The sequence below is a fragment of the Bacillus sp. HY001 genome, assembly GCF_007558965.1.
GTDB classification, from domain to species: domain Bacteria; phylum Bacillota; class Bacilli; order Bacillales; family Bacillaceae_G; genus Bacillus_A; species Bacillus_A mobilis.
Genome location: NZ_VLTE01000012.1, coordinates 37,869 through 48,988, shown reverse-complemented (window position 1 = coordinate 48,988; position 11,120 = coordinate 37,869). Strand labels below are relative to the sequence as shown.

The following is an 11,120-nucleotide window of genomic DNA, read 5'->3' as shown; positions in this document are numbered from 1 at the left end:
TTACAAACTAAAAAAATATTATTCTCTTATCCTAGTGAGGAAAATCCTACACCGGATCCTATATATCAACCATCCTTAACAGAAAAAATTGATGGTTTGACAAAACAACTACAATTAATGCAGCAAGCTCTAGATGAGATGATTATTAATAATCCAAGCAGAGAAGAACTGCAAGCGCTAAATGAACAACAGAGCTTAATGAAACAAGCTATAGATGAGTTAATCATTAATAGTATCTAATAAAAAAGGAGCGAATGCGAAATGGCGGAATATATGGCACAACGAGTTATCGATGAAGTTTTTACGTATGCGTATATTATTACAAAAATGAAGGCTTACAAAGATAGGATCGATAAATACCTAACGGATAATGGCAGAGCAGATATAATTACGAATGGCGCACAATAGTGGGCTTTTTTATTTTTCATTTAAATTGAAGTAGCTATGCGGTAACAATGAGAGGAGGTGAAACATTGGAACGTATTAATGATATTGTAAGAGCGATGAACATAGCGGAAGTAGTAAACAGTACTCAATTTAAAGTAGCATCGTTAATCAGTGGAACATTTGGAACCATTATCGGATTTCTATATGGAAAGGCTAATGTGATATGGATTCTAATTTTGATGATGGTTGTTAGTTTAGATTGGATTACCGGTAGTAAGGCTTCTAAAATAGATGGAACATACAGTAGTCAATATGGTATTGAAGGCATTGCGAGAACCGCAGTGCTTTTTTTATTACCTTGTTTAGCTCACATGTTCGATATCGCATTTAAATTACCTGACTTTTTCTTTTTTATGTTTACAGGTGGATTAGTTTATCACATCTTTAACAGTTTCACTGCAAATTGTGCACGTATTGGGTGGGATAAATGGATCCCTACAAGGCTATTAGAGAGTGTGGCAAGTGAAATTGAAGCAAAAATACAGCGTTCTGAATCACGAAAAGAAAGGAAGTAATGAAAATGAAAGATGTATTGAAAAGCCGTGGACTTTGGGTTGCTGTATTTGCGCTGCTAGGGATGATATTAATGGATACCATCCCTAATTTTAATGCAGGAAGATACCAACAATATGTAGATGCAATCTTACTCGTTTTAGCAGCAGGAGGACTTGTTCCTGTCGGTCAAAAGTTAACTAAGAATACAAAGAGTAGTCAAGACGAATAAAAACGTCATATAAGCCTAATAAGTACGTTTAAATAGATTTCTATTTAAACTATAAAATACGAAAGAGGTAAATATAATGGGAAACATTGTAGATATTTCAAAATGGAACGGTAAGATTAACTGGCCATTAGCAAAACAGTATTTGGATTTTGTAATTGCGCGTGTGCAAGATGGATCAAATTATGTAGATCCATTATACAAAGAATATGTACAAGCTATGAAGCAGCACAACATTCCTTTTGGTAACTATGCATTCTGTCGTTTTGTTTCAATTGCAGATGCAAAAAAAGAAGCGCAAGACTTTTGGAACCGTGGTGACAAGAGCGCTACGGTTTGGGTGGCTGATGTAGAAGTGAAAACAATGGATGATATGAGAGCAGGAACGCAGGCTTTTATTGATGAATTACGCCGATTAGGTGCAGGAAAAGTTGGCTTATATGTTGGCCATCATATGTATGCGCCTTTTGGTATGGCGAATGTAAATAGTGACTTTGTATGGATTCCTCGTTATGGCGGTAATAAACCAGCATATCCTTGTGATATTTGGCAATACACTGAAACAGGAAATGTACCTGGCATTGGTAAATGTGACATTAATTCACTTATAGGGAATAAATCACTTTCTTGGTTTACTGGAGCAGTAGAGAAGCAAGAACAAGCGCAAGTTCCTAAACAAAACATCATCCAATCAGGTGCTTTTTCACCATATGAAACTCCTGAGGTTATGAGCGCTTTAACATCCGTTAAAATGACTGCTACATTCATTTTAAAACCGGATGGATTAACATATTTCGTTTCTGAACCAACATCAGATGCGCAATTAAAAGGTATGACGGACTGGCTTGATCGGGAACGTAAAGACTGGTGGTATGAAGTTAAGTAAAAATAAGAGCCGCCCTTAATTGATGGGCGGCTTTTTTTATTTGTTCATTTCAACTCCACATAAAATTTGGTGTCGAGTATTCCGAAAGCAACTTTACAGGGAAACGGATTACTCCCTTCTGAAGCAGCTCTCATACAGGCAAGTACCCAATATTCTAGTTCTAAAGGTAAGCGATATGCCTGAATACTACCATCATCGTTTTTTACTGTTACGATTGGTGTATTTACCCTAGTTGTAGCAAAACCATCTGTTGTTACCATTGCAACCTCGTTTTTCGAGTGGAACCCAGCACTTAAAACCTCATATACTCGTCCATCTTGTTCACTTATTATCATAGGTATATTTAAAAAGGCATGATTGTTTACATCATCATGGATTAACGCTCCTGCTGCATTCTTTCTAATCTGACTCCCTGTCATTTCATACACTCCCTTTATAACAATTCAAGAATATCTATCTAAATCTATTCTATTTCACATCGGTAAATTCATCTATATTAAATCTAGTATTTAAGTTATAAGCATCTGTACAATATACAGTTTTACTATGGATATCTATACCAGTGACAGTTATGTATTGTTCATGTAAATATCCGTCTCGATAGTATTCTATATTGACTTCTTTATTACATTGTAAAGAATCATTTAAAGCTCGTTCTATTAGCTGTTTTGTATCATCTGTAATAACGGGTTTTGATACCTTATATTGTTCTTCTATCATTCGATCGATCTCTTCGAACTGCTCCGTAAGACTTGCGAATGGTAGCCATTTTACCATCCCTCTCCCGCGAATCTTTGGCGCTCCCCAATTTCCCATGATGAATCCCTCTATTCTTGTTATTTGTGTATATTTTAAACGAATATACGTTCGTAAGGAAGTGCAGAATTATTTTCATATAAATTACTCATTTTTTTCTTGCTAATACTCCATATGCTGAGGTGGGATTTTTAGTAAGAATCCTTGGGGAAAAAAATGATGTTGGCTATTAAAATAAGGTAACTTATATAAGTCGGAACAAAAAAACATTTCGAATTGGTGAAACAATCTGTTGGTTTTCGGTTATACAGTATATATGAGAGAAAAAATCTTTGTGTTTTTTTCCAGAAAGAAAAGAATTGTAGATATATATATAAGTAGTGACTCTTTGAACTAAATGGAACACTACATATATATGGGTCCGACATGGTAGCCCCGAAAAACAAGGATTTTTTTAATAGAAATGGTTTATAAAAGAGATACGTTATAAAAACATAAGAAAAATGTGCCAGTAACGTAATAAGTGTCGAGAATATATTACGAAGGTATCAAAATTACGAAATCAAGGAAGCGCTAAATTATTATCATATAAATTGCTCTTTTTTTTACTTTGCTAATACTCCATATGATGAGGGGGGATTTTAAGTAATAATCCTTGGGAAAAAAATGATGTTGGCTATTAAAATAAGGTAACTTATATAAGTCGGAACAAGAAACATTTAGAATTGGTGACACAGTCGTCTAGTTTTGACGTATATAATGCGTGTGGGGAGAAAATCTTTGTATTCCTGCACACGTAATGAAAAAAATGAGAGATATATAAGTAATGAGACTTTGAATTAAATGGAACACAACTAGTATATGGGTCCGACATGGTAGCCCCAAAAACCAAGGATTTTTTTAATAGAAATAGGATATAAAAGAGATAGGACATAAAAACATAAGAAAAATGCGCCAATAACGAAATGACTATTTAGAAATCTGGTGAGCTTGTATCAAAATTACGCAATTTGTACTCAATAATAAGTAGGAGGAAATTTGTGAAAAAAAGATGATTTTATACCTTGCAATTTCTGCGTTAAAAAGGTTTTGATTTGAATGTAAGTTATTTTGGTGATTTTAAAGGAGTTGGTGCTATTGATTGTAATTAAAAAGTAAGAAGCCTAAACACAACCGCAAATTTATTACTAGGAGGAATACAACATGAAGAACATTTTAAAATTCGTAGCAAATTACTTCACGCAAGTTATCTTATTTATTTATGTGGTACTGGTTAAGTTAGCACCAGTTCACAGTTATGCACTCTGGTTCACTCCAAAAGAATTTTTAGCATACACAACGGCATTTAAAAGCTTTGTAGCAGGAAATACTGGGACGGCATTTGGATTGTTAATGTTGGTATGTAACATTGTTTTAATTGTAAAACTGTACAAGTTACAAAAGAAAGCCGGAGACGCTGATAAGCCTAAGCCCAAAACACGTTCAGAAAGGCACCAACGCTCCGTTAAGTGACTGGCATCACTTTAAACATATTATTAACAATAATAACTTAACATAACCCCAAAAAATAAAAAAGAGGGGTTGCACAGAGGTTGACCTGCTATCAGGCAACTTCCGTGCAAATAAGTTAGATTAAAAACAACTTTTTCTCTTTAATGAACCAATCAGGGATTTCTTTCTTTTGGTTTAGAATACTTTTCGGGATCCAATGCACAGCAACTGCAGTATTTCTAATCTCTATTACATATTTAGTAGCTTTGGAAGTGTTCCGTAGTAGTTTAATATCGGCTAGTAAATAGTATGATTCTAGTGAATAGCGTTTTGAGAATCCAATGATTGATTTAGTACTAGGATCGATACTATTTTTAAAGCCAATTACTTTGTAAACAGCATTCATAAGCTTCCTAGTGATGGGTTGGCCATCTTTTGCAAAAGGTAGCAGCACATTGTGTACATATGCTGCATACTCCCTTCTAGTCGATTGTAAGGAATCTAGCACCCGTTCCATCGTTGCCAATTTAGAATTTAATTTCATGACTTTACGAACCTGCTCCCAAACGATTTTTAAAGAAGCAGATAAATATTCTTTAACCTTACCACCAAAACGAACTGCACCACTTTTAGCCATGTCCCACGCTTCTTGCATTAGTTCTTTATGGTTTATCATATCAATTACCACGCCTTAAAAGCCGAATGCTAGGCCTGAGACAAGATAAGTAAATGATAATAGGAATATAGCTAAAGAGATCGTTCCGTAGAACCACACGCGATCTGAAGCGTCTCCATCAATACCAAACCATTCGTTAACTGCATTGTATTTTGCAGCCATAAAATTACGAAACATTCCGAAAAATTCACTTTTGCTTTTATGTTGTGGTACAATAACCTCATTATTTGTGATTTTGTATAGGGTATTTGCCATGTTAAATCATCCTTTCATCTCATAGATAATGTCTAGAGCAATCTCTTTCGTGCCGCCAAGCTGGGAAGAGATTGCTCTTTTTGTATTCAATTTATTGATAGTCTATAAATCCTGCTATATCATCTGCTCCTACTTCATTTGTTGGTTCAGCAGCAGGAGTAGTACTTACTTCTTTTTGTTGCCCGATTAAGGTCTGTATAAAGACTTCAATTGATCTAAGGGTGTTTGGTTCTAAAAGTCTTTCTTTTTCAGCTTCACTTAAATCTAAATTGATAGGAAGTGTAATTTCAGAACCTTGCTCTTTCTTTGCTTCGCGATCAACAATGCCATAAACTAATTTGTTTCGTGAAATCGAACGTTCTCTATTTAAGAAATCCAACGTTACTGGATCTGCGTTAACTGGAACTTTAACAGAGAAGGTTTTACCAGGTTCAACACTATTATTTTTCTTCATGTATACCACCTATTTTTTTAGGTCTAGTCCCTTTTGCTTAGCAATAATCAATAGTAGTTTGTAATAAGCCTTTGCAATGCTCCAAATACTTTCTTCAGTATCTAGGAAGTACATTTCAAACTGGTTATTCTCTTTATTAATTTGCTCTAAGAAAGGTTTAGCGATTGCAGCAGAGCCACCTACATTATAAATACAATGTAAATCTCCAACTTCTTTCCACTTTTCAACTAGATCCGCATATTCTCTCATTGCAAATTCCATTAAGTGCTTCTCGGCAATCGCTTGATATGATTCTGCTTTTCCGTGCGGTCTAATTACATACGCTTCTTTTTCTGCAGTCATGTTTTCAACAAGCTGTCTACGAGATTTAAATACATCTACACGGAATGTTGTAAATACCTCTTTTTTGATTGCATCTAAGTATTCACCAATACCTAGTGGAGAACCTGACGAGTATTCATTATCGATTCGTCCCATACGGATTACAGCTTTATCGGTAGTATTACCACCCATATCGTTTAGAAGAATATTCTTCTGCTTCAGATCATTGTTAATGGCCTGTAATTTATCGTCTACAGTAAGGTTAACCATTGCAGCGAATCCTTCAACATTCATGAATGCATCACGGAATTTAATGTTTACTGTTTTACCTTCTAATAATGGTGTCTTTTTAAATTCGATAACGTGCGTTCCTTCAACTAACTTCTCTTTAAATGAAGCGCGTCTGTCTGCTTTAACTTCATCTACTGGAAGCCCTGACGAAAGTAAATACTCTACATCTACTTTTTTAGCCTTACTGTTCATGGCTGCATAGTAAGCTAAAGCTGTAAGTGTTAAGATTACTGTTTGATCTGAATCGCTTTTCATAACAGTAGCAGGAATATGTGAGCTATCTTTTTCTTTTACCGCTAATGTACCGACTGCATAAGTACCGGAGATGTTAATCGCACTACTTGTAATACGTAAATGTAATTCAGCAAGTGGATCATCACCTAAAGATAGAATTGGACGATCCTCCATTTTCTTCACTACATTTGGAATATAAACCTTATTCCCTTCTTCTAATCCGCCAATATAGGCTTTTAATGCATCGTTTCCAGCATCCACAGAAGCTGTTAAAAACATACTTATCATCTCCTTAAAATCTATGTCTCACTAACATAGTAACACTAAGGTAACACCTTTTCAACAAAAAGTAATACTAAGGTAACACCTTTTTATGAATAAAAAAGAGAAACCGCTATATAATAGGGTTTCTGCATAGATTTTATTTGTGAGCTCTCCAAATCTTTTGATAGTTTTCTGCGAGAGGGGAGGAGCGCCAAAATATAATGTAACGGTGCATAGCTTCTATACTCTTCATTCCAAGCATAACTTTTATCTCTGCGATGCTGCTGCCATTCCGGAGCGAGTCTAGTATGTGCCGGTTACGTAGTGTAGTGGGGGAGAGGTGGTGAATGTTAGCACGTTTAATTTCTTTTTGTAGCATCCGCTGAATCGCTATTTTTGTTAAATTTTTTGGCGAATCCGTACTGTAATCCCACTGGAACGTATTCGTAGCATGGTGAAACGTTACGAAAAGTGGATCCAGCGTATTTTGGCGCGGTCGTACGGATTCTGGTATATCTTTGTACGTGGCCAAGAGTAATTTTTGATCGGTAGCATTCAAGGGAATGGCCCGTTTAATGCCACCTGCAGCAGTAGGGAATAGTACGCCTTGTCCAAAGTTAACATCCTGCATGGTTAAGTTGGTGAGATCGTGAATACTAAATCCGTAATAGATCATTAAGTGTGCGATTAGTAGATTACGATTGATAATATGTCTTCTGCCGGCTAATTGGTAGGGGGTCAATCCCTCGAGATTATTCAGGGTCTGCAGTAACTGTTCGATTTCTGTATCAGAAGCAAAGTTATGTAATTGTAATAGCTCCTGCTTCCCACGATCTACAGATTCCAGGAAGACACTGTGATAATCTAAAAAGTTAACAATTACACCGCTAATCCTTTTTAAAGAAGTAGGGGAGCAATTGCGAGTCGTCTTTGCTGCTTTTAAATACTGTTTAAATCTATCTGTAGTTATATTTCGTTTAAACGGGCGTTGCAGGGCGTCCTCGCTGTTTTCTATCCATAGGGAGAATAATACTAAGTCATAGCGATAACGTTGCATGGTAGAAAGTTTTCGCCCGTTTCCTTGCATGTACAAAAGGAATTCATGAATCGACTGGTCCCAAGTCAAAATAATCATCTCCATTTTATAAAAATCGTGTACCACTATTGGTAAAAGAAAAAACAACAAGACGTCCACAAGGGGATTCCTGCTGCTGTGCTATTTTAGGATTCGCTTGTACCACGGCTGCCTTTCTGTTGTAGCAGCTGCTTCCTGTATTTCTATGAGCTTATTCATTTTATCGGTAAGGTCTTGCAGTTGCACCTGGAGTTCTTGATTCCGTTTATCTGATTGGAGCAGCTGTTCATGAATTACTTCTGCTCGCTGATCGGATTTAATAACTTGCTCCACTAAAAGTGTATTCTGTTCCGATAAGTTGCGTTGTTGATGAATTATCGTCTCCAAGTTCTTTAGGAATGGCTCAATCTTCGCCAAGGGAACAGTATTCACCACATCGTCATCATTGCTTGCATCATGATATACCGGGATAGATCCTTGCAACTGCTCCAAAATTTCATTTGTCTGTATACCTCGTGCATACAGTTCTTTTATTTGCCGGAGCAGAGGCAAACCTTCGCTAAATACCATCTTTTTTCTACCAACAGATTTCACTTTAAAAAAATCCGGATAAGTATGCAGGTATCTGGAAATAGAAGTATGGCTAATACCTAACGTATCCGCTGCTTCCTGGATCGAATACCATTCTTTCACCATCACGCCATCACCTCACCAGTAATAATTCGACGTGCGCGGCCAAAGTCTTGCTAAAAGGTTGCGATTAGTTAACAAAAAAGAATATAACCTTATGCTAAATCTAAACTTTTTAGCAACCAATCTTGAACTTCGTCTTTTAAATCAATACCAACAGCAATAGTTCCAAGTACTACGCCTTTTCCGATAAGGTTTATATCTACAGACATAGACACTTTGCCTGTTTTGATTTCATATGTAACAGTTTCAATGTGTTTTTTCGGTACACGTACGATATTAATCAAACCTGCAGACTCCACGTACATATCTGTAATCTTGATAATATTATCTTTCCACATAAATTCGTTAGCGGTAATTTGTTTAGGATTCTTTGCTCCAAATAAGCCCATAAGTAATAGACCTCCTACATGTTTTTATCCTAATTTTAGCATGTAGGTATGGGTACTTACAGTCTGCTTTAAGCGTACAAAATCAACGTATTATCGGATTCAATGTTACAGGTTGATTAAAGGTGATTCTTTTAAGATTTTTGTTGTTTCCTGTAGAGTAAATCCCATTTTTGTATACACTCCGAGCGTATTGAAGTTTTCTAGTGTCAATTCAGATATGTTAATTTCTTTTTGCAAATGTTTAGCTTCTTGTAGTAAAAACTCCTTTAATTGATCTATGTCTTTTTGTCCTACTTCACGTTTTTGGTCAACACTAGCAGCTGATTCTTGTGCTGCTTTTTCATCGTGAACCCATTCTGGTACCATTTCAGTACGTTTAGATTTATTAGATTTTTTAGCAGCGTTCTGTTTTTCTTTCTGCTGTTGTTTTTTATTGTCTACATAAACAGATTCTACACGTTCAATATCGTCAAATGATTCCATACCTTGTTTTTCCCAGCGACTGATAATCCCTTTGATTGTAGCAATATATTTATTTGTGTTTAAATCTGCTAAACGTTTAATAGATTCATTTACAATATCTTTTCCATATTGTTGTGTAAGAGATTCTAATTCTATCCGCACATATTTTGTTGGTTTGCTAGAAATAGATTCCTTGAAAAAGTCGATAGGAGACATAGCGATACTTACATACTTACTAAATAAAGATAAAGGATTCTTTGGTAATGAAGTCTCTGGTATTGGTTGGGACATTTTGTCCAAATGCATTACCCCATTTTGTCCTAATGTATCAGATTGCGGTTTTATAGCCTCATCTTTGTTTGAACCCTTGCTATTATACATTTGGTCATTTTGTCCTAATGGTTCTTTTTTATCTGTTTTTGATTCGGATTTTTTCTTAGCGTATTCATTTTTCTTTTTTTCTTTTTTCTCTGTATCTTTTTTACATTCGATTTCGTAGTAATTTTTTTCGGGTAAGCTTAATAACACCTCGTAATCGATTCTATACCAAAGTGTACGATCTTCCTTCATTTCGTTAAGCGTATCGGCAACTAAGACACCTTGTTCGCGTAGTTTTGTAAATTTTCGAGTTAGGGTTTTTCGTGGAATCCAAGTGAATTGTTCTTGCCATTTTGTGATGCTATTATAAACCCACATATGGCCGTTTTTAAAAGTTCTATCATCGGAGAGTTGTTGTTTTGTAGTAATCCAGTAGTGAACCTGCTGAACGATAAGTGCCATATCACTATCATTCAGTTTTCTAGCAAGTGCAGGTCTAACTAAAAGAGGGGCTTCATCAAATAAAAATTGATGAAGATTATTTGAAGTATTTGAAGTTGACATAATAAAAAAACCTCCAGTTTGTTCCCCGGTTATAAATGGGTACAGCAAACTAAAGGATATATCTAGACGATTTTTTCAAAATGTGATAATATCGTTATAGATAACATCACAATTGAATTCGTAAGATATAACCTCTGCTGTTCCGAGTTTTCTCTGGTATTTGAGTTTGGCCGCTCGCCATCGAAAACTGTTTGCCGGGGTTTTTTCTTTTTTTATTTTAATGTTTTTGTTGTATTTTTATATGTATCTAGCATTCATCATAGCAGAATTTTGTTGAAAAAAGAAGAGGCGAACCGATTGATAGACCTCAATCTGATGTAAAATCAGACTAAAAATGCTATGATTTTTATATGAACAGTATATAGCATGATGTTGCGTTTAGCAACATAGATACATAGTAAAAAAAGAGGGTGAATGGAAAATTCGCCCTCTTTTTTTGCATTTTCTAGAAAAAAATTTTGCATTTTGAAGAACAAGTGTTCTGTTTTTGGGTGTTATCTGCTAAAATAAAGGAAGTTAATCAACATAAATAAATACATCGGAAATATCGTAAGTGTGGTCTAGTTTGCGTTCATCAGCAATCTTATTGAGAGCTGTAATGATTAATTCTAATGTTGAGATGTTCAATCTGCTGCTTTGATTGTTTACCATATCCAGGATCGTATTACTCCTCACTGTAGAAAGAACTGAAAAACGATATGGTGACACGTTTAAATTGTTTAGTGTTTTTGCTAATGTGAATTGAATTCGTCCCATAATATAAAGTCTCCTCACCCTATCTCGGTTAAATAGATTATACTATACACGTTTAGTATTTTTTATA

The 11,120-nt window shown here is 35.4% G+C and carries 16 protein-coding genes and 1 pseudogene; 6 read left to right on the top strand and 11 right to left on the bottom strand.

The window, feature by feature from the left end:
- From FOT98_RS32310 to FOT98_RS09055, 5 genes and pseudogenes are all read left to right on the top strand, one after another.
- Positions 1 to 240 (top strand): annotated as a pseudogene (locus FOT98_RS32310) (hypothetical protein); the annotation flags it as partial.
- A 21-nt stretch (positions 241 to 261) separates the two neighbouring features.
- Positions 262 to 408, top strand: coding sequence for a hypothetical protein (locus FOT98_RS32305; protein WP_186292105.1), 147 nt, complete (start codon positions 262 to 264; stop codon positions 406 to 408).
- 65 nt (positions 409 to 473) lie between these two features.
- Entirely contained in the window at positions 474 to 962 is a 489-nt protein-coding gene (locus tag FOT98_RS09065; RefSeq protein ID WP_144291047.1) for a phage holin family protein, read from the top strand.
- Positions 963 to 967: 5 nt separating this feature from the next.
- Positions 968 to 1,171 (top strand): hypothetical protein, encoded by a 204-nt coding sequence (locus tag FOT98_RS09060; protein WP_144291046.1) that lies wholly within the window; start codon positions 968 to 970, stop codon positions 1,169 to 1,171.
- 76 nt (positions 1,172 to 1,247) lie between these two features.
- A complete protein-coding gene (locus FOT98_RS09055) occupies positions 1,248 to 2,054 on the top strand; it encodes a GH25 family lysozyme (RefSeq protein ID WP_144291045.1) in 807 nt (268 codons plus the stop codon).
- 44 nt (positions 2,055 to 2,098) lie between these two features.
- Here the strand turns inward: FOT98_RS09055 and FOT98_RS09050 are convergent, their stop codons facing one another.
- Positions 2,099 to 2,473, bottom strand: a complete 375-nt coding sequence (locus tag FOT98_RS09050; protein ID WP_144291044.1) for a hypothetical protein — start codon at positions 2,471 to 2,473, stop codon at positions 2,099 to 2,101.
- Between the two features lie 49 nt (positions 2,474 to 2,522).
- Positions 2,523 to 2,870: a YolD-like family protein gene (locus FOT98_RS09045; RefSeq protein WP_186292104.1), complete on the bottom strand. Its 348-nt coding sequence runs from the start codon at positions 2,868 to 2,870 to the stop codon at positions 2,523 to 2,525.
- A gap of 1,143 nt (positions 2,871 to 4,013) precedes the next feature.
- Between FOT98_RS09045 and FOT98_RS09040 the strand changes: the two genes are divergently transcribed.
- A complete protein-coding gene (locus tag FOT98_RS09040; protein ID WP_144291043.1) occupies positions 4,014 to 4,322 on the top strand; it encodes a hypothetical protein in 309 nt (102 codons plus the stop codon).
- A gap of 115 nt (positions 4,323 to 4,437) precedes the next feature.
- Here FOT98_RS09040 and FOT98_RS09035 read toward each other — a convergent pair whose 3' ends face one another.
- The 9 genes from FOT98_RS09035 to FOT98_RS08995 all read right to left on the bottom strand — a co-directional run bounded on the left by FOT98_RS09035 (position 4,438) and on the right by FOT98_RS08995 (position 11,053).
- On the bottom strand, positions 4,438 to 4,977 hold the full coding sequence (locus FOT98_RS09035; RefSeq protein ID WP_144291042.1) for a hypothetical protein: 540 nt from the start codon (positions 4,975 to 4,977) through the stop codon (positions 4,438 to 4,440).
- A gap of 15 nt (positions 4,978 to 4,992) precedes the next feature.
- Positions 4,993 to 5,232 carry a hypothetical protein gene (locus FOT98_RS09030; RefSeq protein WP_144291041.1) on the bottom strand — a complete coding sequence of 80 codons (240 nt, stop codon included), beginning with the start codon at positions 5,230 to 5,232 and terminating at the stop codon, positions 4,993 to 4,995.
- 91 nt (positions 5,233 to 5,323) lie between these two features.
- Positions 5,324 to 5,686 (bottom strand): hypothetical protein, encoded by a 363-nt coding sequence (locus FOT98_RS09025; protein WP_144291040.1) that lies wholly within the window; start codon positions 5,684 to 5,686, stop codon positions 5,324 to 5,326.
- Positions 5,687 to 5,695: 9 nt separating this feature from the next.
- The gene (locus tag FOT98_RS09020; protein WP_144291039.1) at positions 5,696 to 6,811 is read right to left on the bottom strand and encodes a ParM/StbA family protein; all 1,116 of its coding nucleotides are present in this window, start codon (positions 6,809 to 6,811) and stop codon (positions 5,696 to 5,698) included.
- 142 nt (positions 6,812 to 6,953) lie between these two features.
- Positions 6,954 to 7,991, bottom strand: coding sequence for a tyrosine-type recombinase/integrase (locus tag FOT98_RS09015; protein WP_260850958.1), 1,038 nt, complete (start codon positions 7,989 to 7,991; stop codon positions 6,954 to 6,956).
- A 21-nt stretch (positions 7,992 to 8,012) separates the two neighbouring features.
- Complete coding sequence (locus FOT98_RS09010) at positions 8,013 to 8,567, bottom strand: hypothetical protein (RefSeq protein WP_144291038.1); 555 nt, start codon at positions 8,565 to 8,567, stop codon at positions 8,013 to 8,015.
- Between the two features lie 89 nt (positions 8,568 to 8,656).
- Positions 8,657 to 8,953, bottom strand: coding sequence for a hypothetical protein (locus FOT98_RS09005; RefSeq protein ID WP_144291037.1), 297 nt, complete (start codon positions 8,951 to 8,953; stop codon positions 8,657 to 8,659).
- Positions 8,954 to 9,058: 105 nt separating this feature from the next.
- Positions 9,059 to 10,297, bottom strand: coding sequence for a DnaD domain protein (locus FOT98_RS09000; RefSeq protein ID WP_144291036.1), 1,239 nt, complete (start codon positions 10,295 to 10,297; stop codon positions 9,059 to 9,061).
- A gap of 516 nt (positions 10,298 to 10,813) precedes the next feature.
- The gene (locus tag FOT98_RS08995; protein WP_144291035.1) at positions 10,814 to 11,053 is read right to left on the bottom strand and encodes a hypothetical protein; all 240 of its coding nucleotides are present in this window, start codon (positions 11,051 to 11,053) and stop codon (positions 10,814 to 10,816) included.
- Positions 11,054 to 11,120 lie beyond the last annotated feature (67 nt).

Excerpts from the sequence above, each read along its gene's own strand:
- FOT98_RS08995 (WP_144291035.1), bottom strand. The coding sequence starts at position 11,053 with ATGGGACGAATTCAATTCACATTAGCAAAAACACTAAACAATTTAAAC.
- FOT98_RS09040 (WP_144291043.1), top strand. The coding sequence starts at position 4,014 with ATGAAGAACATTTTAAAATTCGTAGCAAATTACTTCACGCAAGTTATC.
- FOT98_RS09025 (WP_144291040.1), bottom strand. The coding sequence starts at position 5,686 with ATGAAGAAAAATAATAGTGTTGAACCTGGTAAAACCTTCTCTGTTAAA.
- FOT98_RS09005 (WP_144291037.1), bottom strand. The coding sequence starts at position 8,953 with ATGGGCTTATTTGGAGCAAAGAATCCTAAACAAATTACCGCTAACGAA.
- FOT98_RS09000 (WP_144291036.1), bottom strand. The coding sequence starts at position 10,297 with ATGTCAACTTCAAATACTTCAAATAATCTTCATCAATTTTTATTTGAT.
- FOT98_RS09010 (WP_144291038.1), bottom strand. The coding sequence starts at position 8,567 with ATGGTGAAAGAATGGTATTCGATCCAGGAAGCAGCGGATACGTTAGGT.
- FOT98_RS09060 (WP_144291046.1), top strand. The coding sequence starts at position 968 with ATGAAAGATGTATTGAAAAGCCGTGGACTTTGGGTTGCTGTATTTGCG.
- FOT98_RS09050 (WP_144291044.1), bottom strand. The coding sequence starts at position 2,473 with ATGACAGGGAGTCAGATTAGAAAGAATGCAGCAGGAGCGTTAATCCAT.
- FOT98_RS09020 (WP_144291039.1), bottom strand. The coding sequence starts at position 6,811 with ATGTTTTTAACAGCTTCTGTGGATGCTGGAAACGATGCATTAAAAGCC.
- FOT98_RS09030 (WP_144291041.1), bottom strand. The coding sequence starts at position 5,232 with ATGGCAAATACCCTATACAAAATCACAAATAATGAGGTTATTGTACCA.
- FOT98_RS32305 (WP_186292105.1), top strand. The coding sequence starts at position 262 with ATGGCGGAATATATGGCACAACGAGTTATCGATGAAGTTTTTACGTAT.
- FOT98_RS09045 (WP_186292104.1), bottom strand. The coding sequence starts at position 2,870 with ATGGGAAATTGGGGAGCGCCAAAGATTCGCGGGAGAGGGATGGTAAAA.
- FOT98_RS09035 (WP_144291042.1), bottom strand. The coding sequence starts at position 4,977 with ATGATAAACCATAAAGAACTAATGCAAGAAGCGTGGGACATGGCTAAA.
- FOT98_RS09055 (WP_144291045.1), top strand. The coding sequence starts at position 1,248 with ATGGGAAACATTGTAGATATTTCAAAATGGAACGGTAAGATTAACTGG.